Source organism: Lachnospiraceae bacterium oral taxon 500 (genome assembly GCA_002999035.1).
Lineage (GTDB): Bacteria > Bacillota > Clostridia > Lachnospirales > Vallitaleaceae > W11650.
The window spans coordinates 1260213-1285983 of the sequence record CP027241.1; the positions used below are offsets into that span (position 1 = coordinate 1260213).

20 protein-coding genes are annotated in these 25771 nt (G+C 45.3%); 8 read left to right on the forward strand and 12 right to left on the reverse strand.

The genetic code is table 11. The features are described from left to right. Window positions 1-2 precede the first annotated feature (2 nt). The 3 genes from C3V36_05825 to C3V36_05835 form a co-directional block, all read right to left on the reverse strand. Complete coding sequence (locus C3V36_05825; protein ID AVM68794.1) at window positions 3-938, reverse strand: sugar ABC transporter permease; 936 nt, start codon at window positions 936-938, stop codon at window positions 3-5. A 124-nt stretch (window positions 939-1062) separates the two neighbouring features. After that, window positions 1063-2766 carry a hypothetical protein gene (locus C3V36_05830; protein AVM68795.1) on the reverse strand — a complete coding sequence of 568 codons (1704 nt, stop codon included), beginning with the start codon at window positions 2764-2766 and terminating at the stop codon, window positions 1063-1065. 95 nt (window positions 2767-2861) lie between these two features. Then, on the reverse strand, window positions 2862-4892 hold the full coding sequence (locus tag C3V36_05835; GenBank protein AVM68796.1) for a hypothetical protein: 2031 nt from the start codon (window positions 4890-4892) through the stop codon (window positions 2862-2864). Between the two features lie 184 nt (window positions 4893-5076). Between C3V36_05835 and C3V36_05840 the strand changes: the two genes are divergently transcribed. The 4 genes from C3V36_05840 to C3V36_05855 all read left to right on the forward strand — a co-directional run bounded on the left by C3V36_05840 (window position 5077) and on the right by C3V36_05855 (window position 10462). Further along, the gene (locus C3V36_05840; protein ID AVM68797.1) at window positions 5077-7614 is read left to right on the forward strand and encodes a hypothetical protein; all 2538 of its coding nucleotides are present in this window, start codon (window positions 5077-5079) and stop codon (window positions 7612-7614) included. 506 nt (window positions 7615-8120) lie between these two features. Beyond that, on the forward strand, window positions 8121-9254 hold the full coding sequence (locus C3V36_05845; protein AVM68798.1) for a hypothetical protein: 1134 nt from the start codon (window positions 8121-8123) through the stop codon (window positions 9252-9254). A gap of 80 nt (window positions 9255-9334) precedes the next feature. Continuing rightward, window positions 9335-9913, forward strand: a complete 579-nt coding sequence (locus C3V36_05850; GenBank protein ID AVM68799.1) for a TetR/AcrR family transcriptional regulator — start codon at window positions 9335-9337, stop codon at window positions 9911-9913. An 18-nt stretch (window positions 9914-9931) separates the two neighbouring features. After that, window positions 9932-10462, forward strand: a complete 531-nt coding sequence (locus C3V36_05855; GenBank protein AVM68800.1) for a GNAT family N-acetyltransferase — start codon at window positions 9932-9934, stop codon at window positions 10460-10462. 208 nt (window positions 10463-10670) lie between these two features. Here C3V36_05855 and C3V36_05860 read toward each other — a convergent pair whose 3' ends face one another. The 3 genes from C3V36_05860 to C3V36_05870 are packed head-to-tail and all read right to left on the reverse strand — an operon-like array spanning window position 10671 to window position 12056. Next, a complete protein-coding gene (locus C3V36_05860) occupies window positions 10671-11333 on the reverse strand; it encodes a CPBP family intramembrane metalloprotease (protein ID AVM68801.1) in 663 nt (220 codons plus the stop codon). Window positions 11334-11343: 10 nt separating this feature from the next. After that, window positions 11344-11655, reverse strand: a complete 312-nt coding sequence (locus C3V36_05865) for a hypothetical protein (GenBank protein ID AVM68802.1) — start codon at window positions 11653-11655, stop codon at window positions 11344-11346. After that, window positions 11652-12056 (reverse strand): hypothetical protein, encoded by a 405-nt coding sequence (locus C3V36_05870; GenBank protein AVM68803.1) that lies wholly within the window; start codon window positions 12054-12056, stop codon window positions 11652-11654. Before C3V36_05870 ends, C3V36_05865 begins: the two co-directional genes overlap by 4 nt. Before the next feature lie 724 nt (window positions 12057-12780). Between C3V36_05870 and C3V36_05875 the strand changes: the two genes are divergently transcribed. After that, the gene (locus tag C3V36_05875; GenBank protein ID AVM68804.1) at window positions 12781-13947 is read left to right on the forward strand and encodes an ROK family transcriptional regulator; all 1167 of its coding nucleotides are present in this window, start codon (window positions 12781-12783) and stop codon (window positions 13945-13947) included. Window positions 13948-14016: 69 nt separating this feature from the next. Here C3V36_05875 and C3V36_05880 read toward each other — a convergent pair whose 3' ends face one another. Beyond that, window positions 14017-16191, reverse strand: a complete 2175-nt coding sequence (locus C3V36_05880) for a hypothetical protein (protein AVM68805.1) — start codon at window positions 16189-16191, stop codon at window positions 14017-14019. A gap of 297 nt (window positions 16192-16488) precedes the next feature. Between C3V36_05880 and C3V36_05885 the strand changes: the two genes are divergently transcribed. From C3V36_05885 to C3V36_05895, 3 genes are all read left to right on the forward strand, one after another. Further along, window positions 16489-18294: an elongation factor 4 gene (locus tag C3V36_05885; protein ID AVM68806.1), complete on the forward strand. Its 1806-nt coding sequence runs from the start codon at window positions 16489-16491 to the stop codon at window positions 18292-18294. Between the two features lie 365 nt (window positions 18295-18659). Then, window positions 18660-20006, forward strand: coding sequence for an aminopeptidase (locus C3V36_05890; GenBank protein ID AVM68807.1), 1347 nt, complete (start codon window positions 18660-18662; stop codon window positions 20004-20006). 194 nt (window positions 20007-20200) lie between these two features. After that, window positions 20201-20581, forward strand: a complete 381-nt coding sequence (locus C3V36_05895; GenBank protein AVM68808.1) for a hypothetical protein — start codon at window positions 20201-20203, stop codon at window positions 20579-20581. Between the two features lie 89 nt (window positions 20582-20670). Here the strand turns inward: C3V36_05895 and C3V36_05900 are convergent, their stop codons facing one another. The 5 genes from C3V36_05900 to C3V36_05920 form a co-directional block, all read right to left on the reverse strand. Further along, window positions 20671-21720, reverse strand: a complete 1050-nt coding sequence (locus C3V36_05900) for a spermidine/putrescine ABC transporter substrate-binding protein (protein ID AVM68809.1) — start codon at window positions 21718-21720, stop codon at window positions 20671-20673. A 90-nt stretch (window positions 21721-21810) separates the two neighbouring features. Beyond that, window positions 21811-22839 carry a spermidine/putrescine ABC transporter substrate-binding protein gene (locus C3V36_05905; GenBank protein ID AVM68810.1) on the reverse strand — a complete coding sequence of 343 codons (1029 nt, stop codon included), beginning with the start codon at window positions 22837-22839 and terminating at the stop codon, window positions 21811-21813. A 106-nt stretch (window positions 22840-22945) separates the two neighbouring features. Continuing rightward, complete coding sequence (locus C3V36_05910; protein AVM68811.1) at window positions 22946-23734, reverse strand: spermidine/putrescine ABC transporter permease; 789 nt, start codon at window positions 23732-23734, stop codon at window positions 22946-22948. After that, window positions 23731-24546: an ABC transporter permease gene (locus C3V36_05915; GenBank protein ID AVM68812.1), complete on the reverse strand. Its 816-nt coding sequence runs from the start codon at window positions 24544-24546 to the stop codon at window positions 23731-23733. Before C3V36_05915 ends, C3V36_05910 begins: the two co-directional genes overlap by 4 nt. Before the next feature lie 5 nt (window positions 24547-24551). Then, window positions 24552-25592 (reverse strand): spermidine/putrescine ABC transporter ATP-binding protein, encoded by a 1041-nt coding sequence (locus C3V36_05920; GenBank protein ID AVM68813.1) that lies wholly within the window; start codon window positions 25590-25592, stop codon window positions 24552-24554. Between the last annotated feature and the right edge of the window lie 179 nt (window positions 25593-25771).

The following is a 25771-nucleotide window of genomic DNA, read 5'->3' on the forward strand; positions in this document are numbered from 1 at the left end:
TCCTAAAAAATACCGCTGCCGTTCAGTTTTTTGCTGCCCCAGTTAGCCAGACTGAGCAGCAAGAAGTTGACGACCGAATTAAACATACTGATGGCGGTAGAGAGAGAAAAATCATTCAGGCCGCTGGCCAGTCCGACTTTATAAACATAGGTGGAAATGATTTCGCTGTAATTCAAATTCAGATTGTTCTGCATCAGCAGAACCTTTTCAAAGCCGAGATTCATAATGTTGCCGACCGCCAAAATCAGCATAATGCTGGCAGTTGGCAGGATGGCCGGAATATCGACATACAGCAGTCTTTGCATCCGGCTGGCGCCGTCAATCGTAGCTGCTTCATGCAGCGTCATATCAACACCGGATAAAGCGGCAATATAAATAATGGCGCTGTAGCCGGTCGTCTGCCATACGCCTGACCAGACATAAATATGTTTAAACAGTTTGCCATTAGTCAAAATATTGGCAGCTACCCGGCCGGTCAGCAAGGTATAAAAACTGCCGTAAATGCCGCTGCGGTTATTTAAAATCTGCATAATCAGGCCAACCATGACTACGGTTGAAATAAAATAGGGAATATAGGTAACGGTTTGGATGACTTTTTTATATTTTTCATTCAGCATGGCGTTCAGCAGCAGGGCAAATACAATCGGAATGGGAAAGGATACCAAGAGACTGTAAAGCGAGATAACCAGCGTGTTTTGAATAATATTGGCAAACTTATAAGAAGAAAAAAACTTAATAAAATTATCCAGTCCCACCCAGGGGCTGCCGAAAATTCCCTGAGCGATGTTATATTTCTTAAAAGCGATCACAAGTCCCCCCATAGGGAAATAAGCGAATACGATTAAATAAGCCAGCGGCAGCAGCAGCAGTAAATAGAGCTGCCAGCGGAGTTTTATCTTTTTCCACGGAGTTTTTGTTATTTTGGAATGAGTCACGATTTTCCTCCTCCCATACGCGAACGGGTGCGGCCTTGCGGCAGCAAATGTGTTTTTGGCGTCACTGGCGGCAAGCTGCAGCCAGTTTAGATGCCCGTCCGGTCAATGCCGGACGGGCAAAGCAGTCTTATTTGCTGCGCTCATAAACGGCTTGGGCAATGGACAGCCACTCGTTTAAACCCATGCTTTCCAGCTCCTGCAAATATTTATCCCAAGTGCCTTCAATATCTCTGGAGCCGGTGATAAACTCAGCCATCGATTGCTGGATATAACCGGGGATATTGGCGATTGCTTCCTGCACTTTAGCGGCTTCCTCTTCGCTGTAATGCAGCAGCGGCAGGACATGTTCCGGGTGCTTGGTAAAATAGTAGTTATAGTTTTTACCGACCAGTTCTTCCGGATTATATGGCTTGGTGCCATTGGCAACTGTGTTCGCCATAGTCAGGCTGGCATAGCGCGGATTGATATTATGCCAGGTTTTGTTGCACGGCTCCTGCCAGTAGTTGGAAATATAGGCCATGCTAACCTTATCGTAGAGCTTTTCTTCAACGTAAGCATTGGTCATGCCGGCCAGCTTTTTTTCGTCTCTCGTCCAGTCAACTTCTTCTTCGCCAAACCGGGCGATAATGGAAGTTTCCGGATCATAAAATTCATCGGCCAGCTTTATGGCCAAATCAACATTTTTACAAGAGCTGAAAATAAAGAAAGTCTGCGCCGGGGAATATTCCGTATACGGTGTGTAACAAGCGCCGTTTGGCCCGGTCAGCGGCGGCAACAAAGCCATTTCCAAAAAGTTTTTATTGTTGTAAGCATCAGGATAATTAGACAGCGAGCCACAGGAAGTCAGGCCAACAATGCTCGGGTCATGGTTTAAAGTGGCTTTAAACTGGGTGTCTTCATCGGTAAACGTTTCGGGAGAAAGCAGCCCCTCTTTGTAAAGTTCATTCATAAAAAGCAGTCCGTCTTTGAAGTTATCGGTAGTAAAGGGAGCGATTACCTTGGTGCCGTCGGCGGAAAGCGCCAGCCCGCCGTTCATCGTGTTATTATTCCAAAACTCAAAAGCATTCATTAGGCTGGCGATAACGTTTTGCCCATAGCCGCCGTTTTGGAAGCCGTAAACACCGATTTCATCCTTAAGACCGTTGCCGTTGGGGTCTTTTTCATAAAAGGCCTTTAAAACGGATTTTAGTTCATCGGTTGTCTTTGGCAGGGCAAGGCCCAGCTTATCTAACCAAGCCTTGTTGATAAAAGTCCGGTTTGGGGTCAGATTCCAGGTTTCCGGCTCAAACCGGGACAAGCTGTACATCATGCCGTTAGCCATGGTCTGGGTATCATTCATCGTTTTCCGGTCTTCTTCGGGAATAGCGTTATAATTTGGCATTTTTTCCGGATTTTGAAGATATTCGTTCAGCGGCAGGAAAATTCCGCTGCTGCCGTATTGCAAAATGGTTTCCGGTGTCAGGGCATTACTGACAATCAGGATATCGGGCAGATTGCTGCCGGAGGCCGTCATTAAGGAAACTTTGGTGCGAACTTCATCATTGGCGGCCGGCAGCTGATAAAATTCAATGTCGATGCCGAGTTTATTTTCTAAATATTTGGTAAAATAATTGTCGTCATAGTCGGTGACAAAGCTGTTGGTCTGCAAAGCAATGACCAGTTTTTTGCCGCCTTCTTCTGATTGGGGAGCGGTTGTTTGGTTATCAGCGGGCTTATCAGCAGAAGTTTGGGCCGGGTCTTCGCTTTTGGGAGTGTTTTGCGTCGATGGCGTACAGCCGTAAGAAACGAGGGTTAAAGCGCAGATAAGCAATAAAGATAGTAGCTTTTTCATAAAAATTATCCTTCCTTTCTAGAGATGAGTTTAATAAAATGATGTGAGCATGTCAAAAGATGAGAATTTTTGCGTTGAGATCTCGCAACGGATTTTCACGTTTTTGACATTGACAGCATAAAATTATCAGGCAGACAGCCTTTTTGCAATTCACTTTCTTTAAAATGCCAAATGTCGCCGTTTTTTTGGATGAGGTCAATCGTCTGATCGGCCGGCGCCTCTTCTGCCCGCAGAGCGGTCACGGAATTGTTTGCCGGCTGCGGGAAAAAAGCAGTCACGATACGCAGATTCTTTCCCCGGATTTTGGCGGAAAGACAATTAACCGGCCGGTACATGCCCTGCTCAGCCGAAGTAGCGAGATACCCCTGCCATTCCGGGTGTGTCTGGCCACAGAGAATGGAAAGGGACAGCCCGGGCAGAGAAAACAAAACGGCCATGTCATTGGAAAAAGCACCGTTTGGCGTAAGATTCAGGCTTTCGTCGTCAATATGCCATAGCATTTCATATTCGTGTTCGGTTTCGGCGGTCAGGCGGTCAACTACCAAAAAGAAGGGGGCAGCCGGCCCTTTTTTAATAAAGTACACTGCTCGCTGATGGACGACGCTGCCGGCCGGCAAATCATCGAACGCTTCCCGGTAGCTGCCGGATGCGTAATCGCAGTCGGGATGAATATGCCAGCCAAAATCAGGTGCCTGGCGGGTAATGTCATCCTCCTGCCAAACATAGTCCTGCCGCCGGTTTTGCCCCCGGCCATCGACCCGGATAACATTATGGGCGCGGCTGGAGAGGACATATCGGCGCATGTCCGAGTCATCGTATGCATAATTGCCGCCTTCGGTCAAAAGCAGTCGGCCGCCGGCAAAAATCAGCAAAGACAGCTTATCTTCATGTTGATGTCCTTTGCCAAAGGGAGCGGCATCCAAGAGGGCCCAGGTATCGTTTTTGGCCCAACCGGTTCGCATCGCCAAAAAACCGGCGTAGGGCAGAGCAACAGAGGTATATTCCGGGGGGATCCCCTCCGCCCCTTGGCTGGCGGCCCAGTCAATCAGCGGATCGTTCGGAATCATTCTTTGCTTGGGCCGCAGGATTTCCGCGACAGCCCATTTTTTGCCGTCGTTGATATCAGGCAGTTTACCGTCGGGCATCATCAGTTGGACATTCAAATGACAAGCTGTTTTTAAGACAGCGAACAATTCCGGCGGCAGCGGATAGGCAAAGGCCTTGGCGGTTTCAAATAGACGCTGGTAATTATTGACCGCAACCTCGTGATAGCAGGTCGTCAATTCATAGTGGAAACCGTCCGGATAAAACTGGCGTTTAGCCTCAGCCAGCATTTTTTCCAGAGCAGTTTGCAGCCAGAGATTCGCTTGACGCAGCTGCGGATATAAGATACCGATGTGAGCCAGACCGTTCATTTCCATCAGCAGCCAATTATTTTTGGTGCAAAAATGGAACAGACGATTGCCGTGTTCCCAGACCGAAGCATACCATTGAAAGAGCAGCTCATCGGTAAAATGCTTCGTCCGGAAAAAAGCAAACAAAACATAGGGCCAGTTGGCGCCCATGCGGATACCGCATTCAATCGTGCGCCAGCATTTGGTATCGTAGCCCGGTGCGCTTTCCGGACAAGGTGCCTGGGTGAGCCAGGATTGAAAAAGTGCGGCCACTTTTTGGGCGTAAGCGTCATCGCCGGTTAAGCGGTACTCATGCGCCAGCATTTTCCATTCATTGTGCCGGCTGAACTGCCAAGTCCACTCCTTGTACTGATTGGCGGTTGGGTTTGCCAGCCAGTCCACCGGTTGGCCGACTCCGAAATCGCATGGCACACCAACCGACAGAAAAACATTTTTTTGAACAATTCGCTGGCAGGCTTCGGCATCGCTTTCGCCCGGATACTTAAAAACATTTTCCGGCGTTTCGTAGGGGATCGTGAAAAAACGTTCCGGATCCAGCGTCCGGCGCAGATACGTGCCAAACTCCTTTTTGGCAGCGGCGTAATCATCCTGCCGAACCGCTTCCTTTACCTGTGTCAGCCCCGGATAGTCAAGATCAAGGCAGTCTTTAAAAAAAACTTCCGCTTTCATTTCCACCTCCTTTTTTGTGATTTCATTGTAATGTGATTCCATTGCTGCTTTTATTCAGCAAGAAATCCTAAAAATACCGAACAACATAATTGGAAAAAACTATTAGCTGTCATCGGTTTCTCCTCTAAGATATTTTACCGACTTTATGTTTTCAGTATATAGTAAATTCAGTTAAAAAACAATCCCCAAAAACCGGCCTGAACTGGAACCGGCTGTCCTGACGAACATGGGAAAGTTGAGTAATTCCCTTGCAATTTCCCCATTTTTCCGCTACAATAAACTTAAGTTTTTAGGACTGAAAATCAGATTTTTGAAGGAGCTTGTTATGAAACGCCGGTACTTGATGAAATTATCACTTTCCATTTTTCTGCTGCTGTCCTGCATAGGAGTATTATATATTACCAATATCACTTTAGCGGAAAATAGCAGCGGTCGCGGGAAAGAGGCCGGAGTGGCGCCCAAAACTTACCCGGCGCTGTCGGAGGAACTGATTTATGAGCTGCAGGGTGCCGGTTTTGAGGATTATTCGTTGGAGGCGGGCAAACCTGCTCTGATTAAGCAGCCGCATCACCGTTTCGTGCTGCTCAATAAACAAAACTATTTGCCGGCGGATTTTGTGCCGGAAAATTTGACCATGCCCGGGATTCCTTTTACTGGCGGAGCGGGAAGCCGGAAGCTGCTGGTTTCGGTTGCGGCTACTGCGGTGGAGCAGCTGGTGGCAGCCGCTGCGCAGGAAGGTGTTGTCCTGAACGGCGTGTCGGCCTATCGCTCCATTGACTATCAAAAAGAGGTTTATGCCCGCAATGTCAAAAAATACGGCCAGAAGCATGCCGATCAATACAGCTCGGTGGCCGGTTACAGCGAACACCACAGCGGCTTGTGTATTGATATCAGCAGTCCGAGTGTCGGCAATGCGTTAGAGGAACGACTGGGCAAAGCCAGGGAAGGACAGTGGCTGGCCGCCAATGCCCATCGCTATGGTTTTATCATTCGCTATCCCAAGGGCAAGGAAGCCATTACCGGCTATGCCTATGAGCCGTGGCATATTCGCTATTTGGGCGTGCCGCTGGCGACGTATCTATATGAAAATGATTTATGCTACGAAGAGTTTATCGGTTTGGTGCAAAGCGGCCAGTTGCTTATCCCGGAAAAGCCGCTGGCTCAGTTTAGCGACCGTGATGTTTTAAAAACACATCCGTACCGGCAGGCGCTGGAACTTTTGACGGTGAAAGGCGGGCTTTTGCCGGATGCCGAAAACCGCTTGCAGCCGGAGCAGCCCATCAGCCGGCAGGAGTTTTTAGCGGCCGCACTGCAATGGCTGAGTCAGATCAGACCGGCAGAGGCAGCGGATAGCCCGGTTGCCGCGGAGGACAGCCAAACGGCAGCCGAAAGCCAGACCATAGCGGAAGATCAAGCTGCGGTCAAGAGCCAAATGATAGATGAAAAGGAAATAAAGGCGGACAGTAAAACGGCACCGGACAGCCAAAAACCGGCTGAAAATGAGAATAAAACAACGGAACAAATGGCACCGGAAGGTTTGCCGGCGCAGGGCTTTACGGTTTATGCCGAACTGCTTGAACGGGCGGACGGATATGGCGTTGCGTTGCTGGCGGAGACAGATGCCGGTTACGACCAGCCGCTGTCCCGGGCCGAAGCGGCCATGATTTTGGCGGCGCTGGCCGAGCGGGCTTTGGGTGAGAGCCATACCCTAAAAGGTCAGTTGCAGGAGTATGTCAGCGATGCTTTTGCCCTGCGCGACAGTTCCTATCAGGCAGCAATTGAGCAGATGATAGCGGCCGGAGTGATTTCCAATGCGGAATTTCAGCCGTTTTCCGCGGCGGCATCCGTGACCAGAGCCGAAGCGGCCGTCTTGCTGATGCGGCTCTTTCAGCCGGCAGACCGGCAGGTCAATCAAAAGCTGGAGATTGAGCGACTGAACGATTTGACGGATGATTATCAAAGCAAAGCGATGTGCTTATTTAATAATGAAACGAAAACTTTTGTCTGGCAAAAAAATGAAACCATGCGTCTGGCTCCGGCTTCACTGACCAAGTTGATGACGGTTTATCTGGCTCTGCAGGAGATTCCTGATTTACAGCAAAAGGTCAGCATTGCCGGTGCTTACCGCAGCCGGGTGCTGCGTTTCGGTGCCAGCATTGCCGGTTTTTCCGCTAATGAGAAGGTGAGTTATGAAGATTTGGCGTATGCGGCACTTTTAGCTTCCGGAGCGGAAGCGGCCGGCACACTGGCGATCCGGACGGCGGGCAAAGAGGCGCTTTTTATTGAAGCGATGAATCAAAAAGCGGCGGAGTGGGGCATGAATGATACCCATTTTCAGACGGTGGAAGGGCTGGACGCGGAAGGACAATATACGACGGCCCAAGATATGATTATTTTTCTGGAAAAAGCCTTGCAGGATCCGCGCTTTTATCGGATCTTTACCACGGCGGCCTATACCACCGGAAAAACATGGCAGCATCCCGGCGGGCTGCGGCTGACCAGTACGGTGCTGGGCAGTATTTCGCCAAATGAGGAAAAGGGCTTTCATATTATCGGCGGCAAATCCGGCACCACCGGTAAGGCCGGTCTGTGCTGGGCAACACTGGCGCTGAAAAAAGAAACGCCGTATCTTTTAGTCACTTTGGGTGCGCCGCTTGACAATATCTATAAGCCGACCAAGACCCAAAAAGCGGATGCTTTGAAAATTTATGAAAGAGTGATGCCGCCGCTTAAAAATACCGAGCAGCCGGCAGGGAAAAATTAGCAGTTAAGAACGCCGGATAATCGGCGATTTCTTCTCTGCCTCTGGAATAGAAGTAGGGCAGGAGAGAATACCTGCTGATAGAGAACAAAAAGTAAAGAGGGAAACCGAAGAAAAATTGTTAAGAAAATAATTAAATTTACACAGCAAATGATAAATATTCTCATTTGATTTTGGTAAATTTTACTGCTTGACTTTTGAAATATTTTTGATATAATCATACTCATAAATGATGTTGATTTTCATTATCAATACATTTAATGCTAAATGGCACTTATAGTGTCAGATAGCCTCCTTAAATAGCCTTACCTTATTAACCTTGAAGATTATTAGCGTAATCTTCCCCCTCTAACCAAGGGTAGAAAAACAAGCGGCCTAACCTACCGCTTGTTTTTATTTGCAGTTTTAGCAGCACCCCCACACGAGGTGCTGTATTGCCCAAATAAGATTTTAAGTTGGAGTTGTAATAGTAAGAAGGTATTTATGTTATAGAAAGGCCATTCGTGAAAATGTTAGATGAAATCAGAGTTTATTGGGATGAATTAAAAACAGAATATGAAAAGAGATATAATCAAGTTTTTTTAAGCGATTTTGAAAGCTCAAAAGAGTATCTCGAAAGAATGAAAAGTTATCTTTTAGCAAAGCAGAAAGAATGTCCATCCGATGTTGATGTGGTTTGTACACTTGCTTCCGTAGAGGTGGAACTTAGAGATGAAAAATTTGACTATATCGAATTTCTGGATGGATTTTTAAACGAATTTGAAAATTCTTTAGGAGATAACCAAAAAGCAAGAATCTATACTAATATGGCTTTTTGGGATGATTTTTCCAAAGATAGTTTAAAGTATTTTAATAAAGCTGAAGATTTGAATTCACCATTTGCAGAAACTTATACAGGTCTTGGCCTCTATTATTTTAGTGAGTATGAATTCTCTGGAGAGGAAAGTGACTTATCAATAAGTTATAATTACTTTAAGATAGCGAGAGGAATGGATGAAAACTATGTAACTTCCTTAAACTATGCAGTATCTTTATATGAACTTAAGGAATATGAAGAAGCAAAAGAAATATTTATAGACTTACTCAAAATTTATCCTGATAGAATGCGTTTGTTATTGTGTTTAGCTTATTGCGAGGTGTATCTTGGAAATAAAAATAAAGCAATTTCTTATGCAGGGAAAGTAAAGCATGGACAGGATCGTAATTATAATTTAAATACGGATGATATTTCAGAAGACCAAATTATTGATGTCTATTATGCGCTTGAAGAATATGACACTTTTTTAAATCTTTGCGGCGATTGTGTTGAGTACTATTATATCGCAGAATGGGAAGAATATTTTTATGTTTTGTGGTTAAAAAACCAAAAAGAAAGATTTTATAACCTTGAAGAAAAGAATCGAAAATATTTTGAAGAGGCTATAAATGAAGCTATCGCTGATGAAGACTATGATAGTGAAAAAGAGAAACAAGAAACGATTGCCAGTTGGGAAAAAGATAAAAAGGATTTTGAAGAAATGATTTTTCGGATAAAAAATGGAGCTTTAAGGCCTGGGATAAAATTAAAATTATATCCGGAGTATTCATGTTTTATGGTGGACTGTGTTAGACACAAATTTATTTACTTAGAAACCTTTCTTTGAAATACATTGGCAAAGCGACACGCATGTCTTATAATAAAAAAGCGACAAGCGAGTCGCTTTTAAGAAGGAAGGGTGATGTAGTGTCAAAAAAAGGTGATAGAACGAAACAGTTTATAAAAGAAAAAGCAAAAATACTGTTTGCCGAAAAGGGCTTTAAAATCGTTACAATGAAAGATATTTGCGAAGCTACAGGGCTAAGTAGGGGTGGATTATATCGCCATTACGATAGTACCCATGTGATTTTTTCAGAAATAATATCTGAATTTTTAGACGATCAGAACAATCTATTTTCAGAAAGCATTGATAACAATGTTCCGGCTAAAGAAATTCTAATAAGCATATTAGACAAGTATGAAGCGGAAATGCTTGATACAAAAGGCTCATTAAGCATGGCAATTTATGAATATTTTAGCAATGATGAGATAAGCGAAAGTGAAAACCTCTTATTAAAGCGATATGCACTATCTTATCAATCATGGAATACCTTGATAGAATATGGGATTTCGCGTGGTGAGTTTAAGCAAGTAGACACCAACAGTATATTTGATTTAATTGTATTTTCCTATCAAGGAGTACGAATGTATAGCCAGCTTATGCCTGTTTCTAAAGAAACGCCCGGAAGAATTCTTAAGCAAATTAAACAGCTCATACTAAAATAAGAAACGGAGGACACATTAATGGTAAACAGTGATAAATTGCAGCTTGTAAAGCCTACACTATCATTAAAAAATGAAGCACTTAATTACAGACAGGAACACTTTGATTATGGGGAATATGTTATAAACGGAAGCGAATTATTTGATAAAATACAATCTTATGAGGAATGGTTAGAAAAAGTAACAGTAAATTCAAAATCGGAAACTGTTGATCCTAATTGGGTTTTAACGGATACTTTTTTTGTGATTAGGCTCTCTGATAGCAAAATTGTAGGAATAGTAGATTTACGATATCAGCTAAATGATTTTCTTAAAGACTTTGGCAACTGTGGATATAGTGTACGTCCTACTGAACGCAGAAAAGGTTATGCTGCTGAAATTCTAAAGCAGATATGTACTTTAGCCAAAAGTCAGGGATTAGAAAGTCTTCAACTATCAGTAGAAAAGAATAACACCGCTTCAATAAAAACGATTAAAAAAAATGGTGGTACATATTTACGAAATTTTGTTTTCGACAACGAAGAAGCCTATATATACACTATCCGATTGTAACGATAACCGCCGTTTTTATCCTGCTGGAATAAAGAAGCGTAAGCTCAAAATCAATCAAAGGATTAGGAAAACACGGCGGACATATTCATTTTGCGGCGCCACGCCGGCAGACTGCGTAGCAAAATCCGATGCCCTAAAAGGACCGCGGCGAATAATTTCAAGCGGAGCATTTGGTCTGACGGCGGAGAACTCCCCAATAAATTTCTATTTATTTACATAAAGGCAAAACTGTCAAAACATAAGAAATCAGATTATATCCTGCATGAGCGAGTATACAGGGAAATAGTGAACCTGTTCGGAAGTAAAGGAATCCCAGTATCAAACCGCAGATAAAAGAAGGGACTATCTGAATCAAATTAAAATGAAGCAAGGCAAAAAGCGTCGATGATATGATTAAAGCCACCATTTTTCCATAATTTACTGATAAGCCTTCAAGTAAAAAGCCTCTCATTAAAACCTCTTCAATAACAGGTGCCAGAATACAAAAATCAAGTAAGCTGATAATGGGTGCAGCACTTATTGATTGAATTGTCTGCTGATAGTTTTCCTTACTTGCGGGAAAAAGCTTCTCAAATATAGGGTCTAAACCTTTATCCAAAAGGAAGTAGAATAATACGGAACAAGCTATAGCCAACAGCGCTCCATAAAGTGAAATATTCGCAAATACTTTTGCTTTGAAATGTGTCTTTCTCTCTAATAAAATAAAGTATGATACCATGCACAAAATAACAGTGATAGTGTTCAGAATTCTGCTATAATCCGGAACGATCTTCCTCCAAATCACTATATCAAGGATGGTATATAAAATCATAAAGCAGAACCAAATAAAAATCCATAAAAACCCTGTTTTAATTGATAATCCATTATTCATAGATTCTCCTTTAAGATTTTATTCGAAGGAACATTAATACCAACGTCAGGGAAACAGCTGCTCTTACTATATGATGAGATAAGTGGAAATCATTCATCAGACCGGTAATAATAGCTGCGATATGCATACAAGCCAATCCCGCTATCAAAAGCACAAGTAAATGAGAAGTTTTTAAGAATGCTACGCCAACAAGCATTGCGCATCCTATAAAAAAGAATAAATGAGCAAGATTGAATGGATTAACACTCAAATCTGATATTACCGCTAACAGGGTTAGAATTGCATATATACTCAGCAATGCTTTAAAAAGTATTTTCTTCATTTAGTATATCCCTCCATTTTTCCGCTTTGAAGTGCATCCGCTAACTTGGAGTGCATTTTCTCCAGAGTGTTAACGCTTTTCTGCATTCGGCTTATTTTTTCACGAGTCATGTTACACTTAGTAAAGACAAGATCTTTTAGATCCGTTAAAACCTGTTCATCTTTTGAGCTTAAGCACATGGGATTTTCGATGACATCATCAAACGTAAACAAAAAAACAATTTCTTTGAGCAGAAACCCGGCCTCTTTCAGTTGTGAAATCATGTGAATTTGCTCTAAATTTTTCTCCGAAAAGGAACGTACACCATTTTTTCTTTCAATTTGCAATAGACCTATTTTTTCATAGTAACGTAATGTATCAGCTGTGGTTCCGGTTAATTCAACAACGTCTTTGATTTTCAAATAAAGAGCCTCCTTTCAAGAACAATGAATAAATACCTGAAGTATTTAACAGTAGTATAGACCTTGGAGTTAGCTCCAAGTCAAGAAGAATTTTAAAGCATCTTGATAATGTTCCGAAAGTCTAAAGTGATATCGATGAATGCGACCGCGAAGCGGGCATATTCATTTATGCTGTGCGCCATATTCCCATAATTTTTTAAAAGGGCTTCTTGTTGCGGCCGTGCCCTTATGAGATAATGGATAGGCTTACCACCCCTATATTGGTACGGAAAGGGGGTGTGTTTGTTGAGTATATTTTTGTCGTTTATCGTTTCTATTATGGCAGGTATAGTTTGCCACTGTATCTGTAAATGGCTGGATAGAGATGAAAACAGGTAGTCAGCCTAAGGCCTAAGCCACCTTACCAAAACAAAATAGAAAGGCCACGAGTTGCGACCTCGTGGCCTTTCTTGTGTTCATTGAGCATTCTTGTCGTTTTGCCTGTATTTATTATAGCACACCAAAACCAGTTTGTAAACTATTATAAAAAAACTAGATTTGACATTCCGCCGGGTTAGCGATAAAATAAGAAATAAATATTTTTTTAATATTTCATAAGGAAATGGGAATCGGCGCAAAGCCAAGCAGGAAAATAAAAACAAGGCGGACTTCATAAAGCCTGAAAATAAGCAAGGAAGCGCTGAATAAGAAGAAAAAGGGGAAGGCTGATTAAAGGGGGACAAATATGGAAATATTAACAGTTCATCAAAAAGGGAAATCTCAGATTAAATCCAAAAACCGCCTGAAAATTTTTAAGCTGATTCTGAGCAGCGGCGGTATTTCCCGGATTGAATTGGGGAAAAGCCTGCATTTATCGGCGGCATCGGTGACCAGAGCAGTAGAGGAGCTGGTGCGGGCAGGATTGGTGTATGAGGAAAAAAAAGAAATTACCTTTGTCGGCCGGCGGCCGGTGCTGCTAAACATCAGAAAAAACAGCTGTTACAGCATGGGTATTCATATCAGTCGGCGCAGTATCAGTCTTTGTATTCATAATTTGTTAGAGGAAGTGGTTTACGAGGCCAAGGACAGCATCGGGGGAGTCGAATATGCGGTGGATTTGCTGCGGGTACTGCATCAAATGATGAATCGGGCTTTGGAAAAAAGCGGTATTTCCAAGGAAAAAATTGTCAGTGTCGGGCTGGCGGTCAGAGGCATTGTCAACCGGCAGCGGGGCACTGTCATTTATTCGGAGCAGACGCAGGAGATTATTCCGATTGTCGAGTCGGTCAAGTCGCTGTTTGACAGCGCAGTGTTTTTGGAAAACAATATTGATGTCGATTTAAAATCTGCCTATTCTCAGGAGTTTCCGCATACCGATGAATTAGTGTATGTCTTTGCCGATGAAGGCATCAGCGGCGGGATGATCAGCGGACGGCAGGTAATTCGCGGCCGGAACAATATGGCGGCTCAGTTCGCTCATTTGCTGGTCGAAGAAAACGGCCGGCTGTGCAGCTGCGGCCAAAAGGGACATTTGCAGCCGTATTTAGCCAAATCGGCGATTGAAGCCGAGTATCAAAGCCAAAGCGGTCAAACCGGCGTTAATCTGGTTCAGATTTGCGACCGGGCCGATCAAGGGGAAGAAATCGCCCGGGCGGTTTTGCACACAGCACTGGAAAAGCTGGCGGCGGCGATGGCGCAGGTGATCGTTTTGTTTAATCCCGGTGTCATTGTGCTGTGCGGCGATATTTTTGAACATTATCCGGACGGCGTCCCCTTTTTAAGGGATACGGTGGCGGCCAGGGTCCCGATTCCGCCACTGCTGAACTTTGACTGGCGGGTGCGGATTCGCCGGGAGATCCGGCCGGAGCGCAATGTTGCTAAGTTAGCGCTAGAATATTTATTGGAACAATAAGGAAAGCCCGGTCAGAGAAGCACTTTAGCAAAGCGCCTGCGGCCGGGCTTTTTACCTGCAAAATACGGTTTAGACAAGTGGAACATCCTCAGCTTCAAATTCATGGATGCTGCCTTTGACGGATTTTTTGGAAACATACATCGCCAAATCGGCGCATTTTTTTAAATCCTCATAGTTGCCGCCGATCGAACAGACATAACCGCAGGAAGCGCTCATGCCGTAATGCTCACCGTTTGGCAGGGTGATATAGGATTCGTTCAGTTTTTGGTGCGTTTGCCGGACGATGGCGGTCATAGCCTCCTGGCTGTCATAGCCAAACAAGAAAGCATAAAATTCATCGCCGGAAACGCGGGCGGTCAGGCTCTTTTCCGGATCCAATTCTTTTAAAATCCGGCCGGCCTGACACAGGTAAAGATCGCCGGCGTCATGGCCGTAGGTATCGTTTAAAGTCTTTAAAAAATCCAGATCCCACATCACCATGCAGATAAGCTCATCCGGGTGACGGAATAAATAATCGGTTGCCTTTTTGGTAAAGGAAAAACGGTTAAGCAGCGAAGTCAACACATCATAATCCCGCTCTTTTTTTATCTGTTCCTGTTCCAGTACATATTTGGTATAATCCAGCATTACGATGGTCCGGCCATGCTCCAGCTCACGGGTCTTAACGCAGATATATTTTTGGGTGCGCTGATCCAGATAAATATCGGTTTGGATCGAACCGTCCTTAAACCGATCGCAGTAAGAGGAATGTAAGGTAAAGTTTTGGTAAATCTTTTTCTTTAAGTTTTCAAACGCATCGCTGGTAAAGGTAATGGCCGATTCGTTGGCAAAGTCTTCGCCCAGCAGAGCCTGAAAGGTACCGAAGCCGCGGGTGATGTTATGAGCCGTGTCGGTATAAAAGGTGACCAGATTGATGTCGCTGGCCATCAAGATTTCGGTGATGGTTTGGTGAAAGTCCAAAATATTTTGATTTTGCGAGATAATGGTGTTCGTTAAAATATCAATTTCACTGATTTCGGTTTTGGGCAGGCTGAGGAAGTTTTGCGGAAACTCCTTTTGACCGATGGCCGCGGTCAATGCCGAGATCGGGAAAACAACCTGTTTGGTAATAAACAAAGCAACGATAATGCTGAATAAAACAAATAATATAATTAAAAAGATAAAGGTGCGGATCAGCAGATCGGCTTCCTGCATGACTACGTTTCGGGGTGAAATCGTCACATAATAAAAAGAAGATTCGGAAAAGGGGATGTATTCCGAGGAAGCATAGGTCAGCAGATGAGCCGAACAAAAATATTTTTGACCGTGAATGGTCGGCTCCGACAGTAAGTCGGTTGAGGAATAGTTAAGGATATCGCGTGACCGGAATAGTATATCGGCCGCTAAATCGGACTCCAGCGCCTCCATATTAAAGGCTTTTTCGGCAATAATATCGTATTTGGCAGTCAGATGATTATAGTGAACCAGCATGACCTGATGCGGAAAGTTCTCCGGAAAAGAAGTATTGCCGATCAGTTTATCGAAAGAAGACAAAAAAACTTCCGAAGCTAAAAAGCCGTATACGGTATTTTGATAATTTAAGGGGATGACAAACAGAAGCGCGGGATTATCGTTATCCAAACTGAGAATCGGACTCCAGATACCTCGTTCATACATAGTTAAAGAAACAGGCGTTTGATTTCTTTCTTTCAAGTAGTTCAAAAATCGGCGCAAAGCCGGATTATCACCTGCTGCCTGCGCATACTGCGGAAAGAGCGGTAAAATATCACCGGCGAAATCAACGCTTTCCTGTCTGACCAGTCGGGCCAGCTTTTGCGGATTAGAGCGAAAATGAAAAACTTCCGGGCTATCCGGCCGGGAAAGCTCCAAATAAATGCCGTCAGCATGTAAGTGGGGGCTTTTTAAAACCATGTCGGTTAAAATATCAGGACTGACGGTAAAGGACGAATGCTGTTCAATACTTTTGGCGTATTCTTTCCCCAAAGCTTTGATTGGCTTGGAGAGTGTTGCCAGATCGGAAAAATGGAACCACATTTCCGAGTCTACCACAGCAGCATTATTGAAAGCATTATTAAAAAAGCTTTTTTTGGCTTGCCGGACAACACTGTCAAATAATCCCAGCTGAAAAATAAACAGCCAAAAAAGAACGATTTGAAAAAAGGCCATAAATAAAATAGGAATGAGGATTTTTTTGCCGATTGAGGCGGTTTTATATGATTTAGCATTGGCAGTATTCATTTGCATTCTCCTAATGCGGCAAGGCCGTGAGCAATCACTCAGCGCTTCTCCGGTCGAAGCTGCGCCTGTCTGAAAAGTCTGAAAAAGCAGTTTCAATGGGCAAAATTAAGTTATAAAATACATCTTATATATCGGCTGAATATTTGATGGAAATAATACTGGAAAAGAAAAATAGCAAAAATTCCCCAAAACATTAGGACGTCTTACCGGGAAATAAATGTTACAGTTCATACTTGAAAAATGCGTTCTTTCCGATTATAATAAAGGTTAAGACATTGCAAGGGAAAGGAATTAAAATTATTTATGAAGCAGGAAAACATCAGAAACTTTTCGATTATTGCCCATATTGACCACGGCAAATCGACCTTGGCTGATCGGATTATTCAAAAAACCGGATTGTTGACCGACCGGGAAATGAAAGACCAAATTTTGGATACCATGGATTTAGAACGGGAGCGGGGCATTACCATCAAATCGCAGGCCGTGCGCCTGGTCTATAAAGCCAAGGACGGGCAGGAATATATTTTAAATCTGATAGACACGCCCGGGCATGTCGATTTTAACTATGAGGTTTCCCGCTCGCTGGCTGCCTGCGAGGGCGCAGTGCTGGTAGTTGACGCGGCACAGGGGATTGAGGCGCAGACCCTGTCAAATGTGTATTTGGCTTTGGAGCATAATTTGGAGATTGTGCCGGTCATCAACAAGATTGACCTGCCCAGCGCCGATCCGGACAAGGTGATTCAGGAGGTTGAGGACGTGATTGGCATTGAAGCGGCGGATGCGCCGCGGATCAGCGCCAAGGAGGGGCTGAATATTGAGGGGGTGCTGGAGCAGATTGTGGCCAAAATACCGGCGCCGAGCGGCAGTGTGAATGAGCCGCTGCAGGCCTTGATTTTTGATTCCCTGTACGATAGTTATCGAGGGGTTATCGTCTTTTGCCGGGTGTTTAACGGCAGCGTCCGGCGCGGCGATATGATTCGCTTTCTGGCAACCGGCAAGGAGTTTGAAGTGGTCGAGGTCGGCTTTTTTGCACCGGGGCAGTTTATCGGCGCAGAGGAATTAACAGCCGGCAGTGTCGGCTATATCACAGCCAGCATTAAAAACCTGAAGGACACCAAGGTCGGCGATACATTTACCAGCGCCCAGAATCCCTGCCGGGAGGCTTTGCCCGGCTATAAGGAAGTGCTGCCCATGGTTTACTGCGGTATTTATCCGGCGGATGGAGCCAAATATCCCGATTTGCGGGACGCTTTGGATAAGCTGCAGTTAAATGATGCTTCCCTTATTTTTGAGCCGGAAACATCGGTCGCTCTCGGCTTTGGTTTTCGCTGCGGCTTTTTGGGGCTGCTGCATTTGGAGATTATTCAGGAGCGGCTGGAGCGGGAGTTTAATCTGGACTTGGTGACAACGGCGCCGTCGGTTATTTATCATATTTATAAGACCAACGGCGACATGATTTATTTGTCCAACCCAACCGAACTGCCCGATCCTTCCACCATTGCCCGGATGGAAGAGCCGATTGTCAAGGCTGAGATTTTATCGCCTAAGGAATATGTCGGCAGTATTATGGAGCTGTGTCAGGAGCGGCGGGGTGTGTATCAGCATATGGAGTACATTGAAGAAAACCGGGCGATGCTGACCTATGAGCTGCCCTTAAATGAAATTATTTATGATTTCTTTGACGCGCTCAAATCCCGTACCCGCGGCTATGCGTCGCTGGATTATGAATTGTCCGGTTATCAGCCGTCAGATTTGGTGAAACTGGATATCATGATCAACCGCGAGGTGGTCGATGCGCTTAGCTTCATCGTCCACAGTGAAAAAGCCTATGAGCGTGGGCGCAAGATTGCCGAGAAGCTCAAAGATGAGATTCCCCGGCATTTGTTTGAAATCCCGATTCAGGCGGCCATCGGCAACAAGGTGATTGCCCGGGAAACGGTGAAAGCTCTGCGCAAAGACGTGCTGGCCAAGTGCTACGGCGGTGATATCAGCCGTAAGCGCAAGCTTCTGGAAAAGCAGAAGGAAGGCAAGAAGCGGATGCGTCAGGTCGGCAGCGTTGAGATTCCGCAGCAGGCGTTTATGAGCGTCTTAAAACTGGACGAAAAATAGCGCCGGGCAGTCGGGAACTGCAATCTGTGGCGGGGAAAGCCCAAGGGGAAAAAGAAAGGCTTTTTGCGGCGGTGCGCGGATAATTTTGTTCCGGTGATTTGTTTTGGCGCCGGTTTTCAGCCGATGACCGGCACCGGTAAGCAGACAGATTTCGGCAAATATTTTTAAGGTTAAAGCAGGCAAAAAAGGAGAGGGCGGGACTTTCCTCAAATAGGGGAAATCCGGCCGGGAACAGTTAAATATATTACTCAACTTTCCCGTGTTGACAGAACAGTCTTTTTTAGGCAGATCGCCCACCCGGGCGGAAGTGCGCAGCACTTCGATCAGGGGAGAGTTGGGTATATTGCACCAGAAAGAAGGAAGAAATGGCAATTACAAAAGAATTATTAGAAAAACTGGAACAGGAATATGCAGCGGCGGCGGTTAATGAAGTGGCGGCGCCGGCTGTTGCGAGAGTGGGATTAGAGGAAGCGGCTTTTAATCAGGACAGCCGTCGGCGGCATACTTTTCACTTTTCTGACAAGACCGGGCAGGGGGCGATTACCAATCAAAAACAAAGCGGCCGCTGCTGGCTGTTTGCGGCATTAAACACCGCCCGGGTCGAAGCGATGAAAAAATATGATATCGACAGTTTAGAGTTTTCGCAGACCTATTTATTCTTCTGGGATAAATTAGAGCGGTCCAACTATTTTTTGGAAAGCATGATTGAAACCCGGAACGAAGCTTTGACTTCGCGGCTGGTGGCGCATCTCCTGGCAACTCCGACCCAGGACGGCGGCCAATGGGATATGGCGGCGGGGATTATTGATAAGTACGGCATCGTGCCGAAAGAAGCAATGCCGGATACCTTTCACTCGACAACCAGCGCACCCCTGAATAAAGTGCTGAACAGCTATTTACGCTACTTCGCGGCGGAGATTCGTGAGCAGGCGGCAGCCGGCAAGGATGAAGCGGCTCTGACTGCCTTAAAGGAAAAGCAGCTGGCCACGATTTACAATCTTTTGGTCAAGGCCTTTGGTCAGCCGCCGAAGCAGATCAGCTATGAATATGAGGATAAGAATAAGAACTTTTGCCGATTGCCGCAGATGACCCCGCAGGAGTTTTTTAAGAAAATGGTCGGTTGGAATCTGGACGAGAAAGTTAGCCTGATTAATGCGCCGACGGCAGATAAGCCTTACGGCCGGGCCTATACCGTCAAATATTTGGGCTCCATTAAGGGCGTGCGGCCGATTTGCTATGTCAATATCCCGATTGCGGCCTTAAAGCAGGCAGCCATTGCCTCAATTCAGGCCGGCGAGCCGGTATGGTTCGGCTGCGATATGGGTAAAAATGTGGACAAAGAAAGCGGCATTATGGATCATGATCTGTATTTGTTTGAAAAGCTGATTGGTACGGAGCTTCCGTGGAGCAAAGAAAAGCGCTTGGATTATGGCGAAAGCTGCCTATCGCATGCCATGGTTTTAACCGGTGTGGATTTGGATGATAACGGCCGGCCGGTCAACTGGCGGGTAGAAAACTCCTGGGGAAAGGATCGCGGCAAGGACGGCCAATTTTCGATGAGCGATGAGTGGTTTGACCAATTCGTTTATCAGATTATGACCGATAAAAAATATATCGAAGCGAAATGGCTGGAAGCTTTAAAGCAGCCGGTGATTGAACTGGAACCGTGGGATCCGATCGGGGCGCTGGCACTGACGGTTTGCGCCGAATAGAAAGCAAGGCCGACAGGCGAGCAAGGTATTCCCGGGAATAGACGGAAGTAAATTGACAAAAGAGAAGAAAAATGATATTCTAAAAAGAGAAGGAAACAGAAAAATATTCACAACGGGAAAAGATAGCAGATTCTGAAGATTCGGCTGTTTTGCCGGTCGGTAAAACGGAATAGGCCGAGAAAGGCGGTTTGCATATGGGAAAGAAGATTTTGGTGTTATTGATCGTTGCTTTCTTATCACTAAACCTGGGAATGGGCTTAAAGAGCTATGCCGGACGGAGCAAGGTTAAGCAAGAGCAAGACTTGCTTGCGGGCGGGCAGGTGGAGAATAAGGTCAAAGAGGCTTTAAACCAAGTCGGGGCCGGCGGACATGGGAATGAAAACCTTTTGCAGGCGGACGAAATAAAAGCCTTGGCTGAGGATATCTCTATTCAGGCCTGCCAGATGGCGATTGCACAGTTTGATGACGGCGAAAAGACGGCGACTAAGGATAAGGCGGATGACTTTTTGTATATGCTGTTAAAGGGAGACCTCATAGACATTGGTGGTTTGCCGGAAATTGAGGGCTTGAATTAAAGAATGGAATAAAAAAATCTGCAGCCAAAACTGCAGATTTTTTTATTATTGGCGGCGGGTTCCCAATGCCCTGTTCCAAACAAAAATCCCTATTGCCCGGAAGCCTTGAACTCCGTCCAGACCTGATTATAAAGACCAAGCGCATCGCCCAGATCGACAAAGATTTCCGATTCGCCCCGTTCCATTGAGGCAAAGGGCAGAGCGCCGAGCAGCTTTTGCTTTTCCGGCGGCAGCAGTTGATACGCCGCTTGATTCGGAGTGTTATAAAAAATTGTTTCCATATTTTTAACGGCTACGTCTGCCCGCAGCAGATAATTGATAAATTGATAGGCTTCGTCTTTATGCTCGGAAGTTTTGGGAATAACCATGGCATCAAACACCAGATTGGTTCCTTCCTTGGGGATGGCATACTTAAAGTCCGGTGATTCGTTCATCACGACATAAGCCTCACCCGACCAAATCAGCGCCAGATCGCCTTCGCCCTGGAGCATCATGTCCTTAACATTATCCTCGGCGTAAGCCACTACCAGCGGCCGCTGTTCGACCAGAAGCCGGCCGGCGGCGGAGAGCTCATCGGGATTGGTAGTATTCATCGAATAGCCCAGGATTTTCAAAGCCACCATCAGCGAAGTCCGCTGCACATTCAGCATGATGATCTTATCCTGATAAGCTTTATTCCAAAGGATATTCCAGCTGTCAACCGGTTCTTTTACTTTTTGGGTATTGTAAATAATACCGGTTGAACTCCAAAAATACGGCGCCGAGTAGCGATTGCCGGGGTCATAGCTCAGGCTTGAAAACTCCGGATAAAGATTGGCCAGATTCGGGAGCTTTTCATGGTCCAGCGGCATGATTAAATCATTTTTAATCATGCGCTCAATCATATAATCACTGGGAATGACCACATCATAGGAATTGGCGCTGGTGGAAAACTTGGCCCACATATCTTCGTTGCTGGCAAAAGTATCGTAAATTACCCGAATTCCGGTTTCGGCTTCAAAATTGTCCAGCAGCTCCTCATTAAGATAATCGCCCCAATTAAAAACGGTAATGGTTTTTTGCTCTGATTCGGTGCAGCCGGTGTGAAGCAGCAGGATCGCTGCGATAAGAAAAACACTGAGTTTCTTAAAATACGACATAAAGCCTCCTTTGATATGTCGTGATCGCTTTAAGGTCTGTGTCAGCACGGAGCGCCGGATGTTTGCCCATGCATGGCCGCAGTAATCCGGTTACTGTGCAGCCTTAAATTCGGTCCAAATCTGATTGTATTGATGAATAAAGTCTTGTGGGTCTTTAAAAATTTCCGAACTTTTTTGCAGCTCGTCAAAAGGAAAACGGCCGAGAATAGCCTTACTGTCATCGTCTAACAACTCAAAGGTAGCCGTGTTCGGCGTGCCGTAAAATATATAATCGGTATTTTTCTTGCCGACTTCACCGCGCAGCAGAAAATCAATGAATTGATAAGCTTCTTCCTTATGCGGTGCGTCTTTGGCAATAACGATATTGTCAAACCAATAGTTCGTGCCTTCCTTCGGAACGGCATAAGCAAAATCATCCGATTCCTGGATGACGGCATAGGCTTCGCCTGACCAGCAAACCGCCAAAGCGGCTTCTTTTTGCAGCATCATATCTTTGACATTATCGCCGACATAGGCCAGAACCAGCGGTTTTTGCGCCAGCAGCAGCTCTTTGGCGGCGGTCAGCTCATCCAGATTTTTGGTGTTCATGGAGTAGCCCAGGAGTTTTAAGGCCACCATCAGGCCATCCCTTTGCGAGTCCAGCATCAGGATTTTCTGGGAGTATTTTTCATTCCACAGGATTGACCAGCTGTCAACCGGGTCATCGACCATGTTTTTATTATAAAGAATACCGACCGATCCCCAAAAATAGGGAACCGAATAGCTATAACCCGGATCAAAGTCCAGATCGGCAAAGGCCGGATCAATATTTTTTAAGTTCGGCAGCTTACTCAAATCCAACTTTTCAATCCGTCCCTCCCGAATCATTTTTTCAATGATATAATCGGAGGGGAAAAGCACGTCGTAATCGTTGCCGCCCTGAGTAAAGCGGACCCACATATCTTCATTGGTGGCAAAGGTATCATAAACGACCTTGATGCCGGTTTCTTTTTCAAAATCATCCAGCAGCTCCTCATTGATGTAATCACCCCAATTAAAAACATGAACGGTCTTACCGCCGCTGTGGCCGCAGCCGGCCAGTACCAAAATCAGGAAAGAAACAACAATAATTTTTTTCAATGAATACCTCCTTTAAACGAGACCATTACCCCTCTGGCTATAGCCGGTAGGGAGCCTTTCTGAACAAGGCTGCAAGACAGTTAAATCCAAAGTTCAATGCCCGCGGTCAGCTCATCAGTTGTTCCTTATCATCGGAATATTTATTGACCAGCAAAAGCAAAACCAAAACCGCAATAAACATCAAAGTCGACAGAGCGTTGATGCTGGGCTTAATTCCCCGTCTGGCCATGGTGTAAATCTTAATGGACAAATTGGTGACGCCCACTCCGGCCGTGAAATAGCTGATGACAAAGTCATCAATTGACATGGTAAAAGCCATAATCGCACCGGTGATAATACCGGGCTGAATTTCCGGCAAAACCACTTTGCGGAAAGCGTAAAAAGGCGTTGCTCCCAAATCCATAGCGGCATTAACCGTATCGTCCGGCATTTGCGCCAGCTTTGGCAGCACTGATAAAATGACATAGGGCACATTAAAGGCAATATGCGCAATCAGCATTGTGGTAAAGCCCAGTTTAAAGCGCAGTACCGCCAGTGCGGAAAACAAGGCCATCAACGAAATACCGGTTACGATATCGGGGTTAAGCAAAGGAATGTTGTTAACTGCCAGTAAAATCTTTTTCGGGCGCCGGCGCAGATGATGGATTCCGTAAGCGGTAATCGTACCGAAGACGGTGGCGACGGCCGAGGACAAAACAGCACACAGCACCGTGTAGTACAGGGCTTTCATAATGCTCTTATCCTTAAACAACTCCGAATACCAGCGCAGGGAAAAACCGCTCCAGGCAGCAGTTGATTTGGAGTTATTAAAAGAAAAAATAATCAATACTAAAATCGGCGCATACAAAAAGAAGAATATAAAAAAAGTATAAATCTTTGCTAAGCTTTTTTTCATTTGACTGCTCCTTCGTATTTACTGTCAATTTTATGCAGCAGCCGCATAAACATTAAAATAAACAGCATCAGGATGACGGAAATGGCTGAACCGAAGCTCCAGTTGTTGACCTTCATAAACTGCTCTTGTACCAGGTTGCCGATTAAAACACTTTGTCCGCCTCCTAAGAGGTCGGAGATGACAAAGGTGCTGACGGCCGGCATAAATACCATCGTCACGCCGGAAATCACGCCGGGGAGCGATAACGGAAAAATAACCTTATAAAAGGTGAGCCACGGCGGGCAGCCCAGATCATATGCCGCTTCAATCAGGCTTTTATCCATTTTGACCAAGACCGTGTAAATCGGCAGAACCATAAAGGGCAGGAAATTATAAACCATGCCGAGCAGCACGGCGTTATTGTTATAAAGGAGTTCCAGCTGAACGCCCAACAGCGAAAGAAGCCGATTGATAAAACCGTTCCGGCCGAGAATCGCCATCCAAGAATAGGTGCGCAGCAAAAAGTTCATCCACATTGGCAGAATAAAAAGGAGCAGCACCGTCTGCGAATGTTTCATTTTGGAAATAATCATTGCCATCGGGTAGCCCAAAATCAGGCAGATTAAAGTCGCCAGTCCCGCCAGATAAATCGAATTGGCAAAAACTTTCAGATAAAGAGGATGAAACAAATTGACATAATTAGCCAAAGAAAAGACCAATTCGCCGGTTACTCCGTTTTTAACGGTTAAGCTGTAATAAAGGATCAGGACAAGCGGCAGTAAAATAAAAAGAGCCGTCCAAATTACATAGGGAAACGCGCTGTATTTTTTCAATGCCTCTAAGCCTCCTTTTTCATAATATGAATTAAATCAGGGGCGATAAACAGCCCGACTTCCTGTCCTTCGGCGTGCGGGATTGTGCTTTGAATCAGCCATTCCCGGCCGTTTTCCAGGACAATCATTTCATAGTGAACGCCTTTAAAGACGATGGAATCGACCACGCCGTGCAGCTGGGCGTTCGGCCCGGTGGTAATTTCAATATCTTCCGGCCGGACAACCACGTCGATGGCTTCGTCCTGATCAAAGCCGGTATCAATGCAGGGGAAAATGGTATCGGCAAACTCAACCACCCGGTCCTCTTTAAAAATACCGGGCAGGATATTGCTTTCGCCGATAAAATCAGCCACAAAGGCATTTTCCGGTTCGTTGTAAATGTCAATCGGCGAGCCGACCTGCTGAATCTTGCCCTTATTCATAATAATGATTTTGTCCGACATGGTCAGGGCTTCCTCCTGGTCATGCGTCACATAAATAAAAGTAATCCCTAGATCCTGCTGCATATATTTCAGTTCCAGCTGCATTTCTTTGCGCAGTTTTAAATCAAGCGCTCCCAGCGGCTCGTCCAGGAGCAGGATTTGCGGCTCGTTGACCAGCGCCCGGGCAATGGCAATCCGCTGCTGCTGTCCGCCGCTGAGTGAATTGACCCGGCGCTTTTCAAAGCCGTCCAAATTGACAAGATGCAGCATTTTGCTGACTCTTTTGTCGATTTCGGACTTAGCCATTTTTTTGATGTGCAGGCCGAAAGCAATATTATCGTAAATCGACATATGCGGAAACAGGGCATATTTTTGAAAAACGGTATTGATCGGACGGGAATAGGGCGGCAGGTCAACGATGCTTTTGCCGTTTAATAAGATATCGCCGGAGGTCGGCGTTTCAAATCCTCCGATCATCCGTAAAGTCGTGGTCTTGCCGCAGCCGCTGGGGCCCAAAATGGTTAAAAACTCTTTGGTTTTTACCCAAAAATCAATATTATCGACAACTCTGGCACCGTCATATTCTTTTACCAGATTAATTCCCTCGATCAATCGTTTGCTCATTTTTTTCTCCTTATTATAGTAAAATCAGATCGAATTCCGACTGTAGGTTTCGGCCTGATACCGCCTGTTTTCCGCGCGCCGGTTCATTGACGGCTGCGGCGAAACCTCCGCAGGGTGCCGCTTACCGGGCGGCGCCGGATGATTGGGATGTCCCATGTAACCCTATAAATAGGTAATAA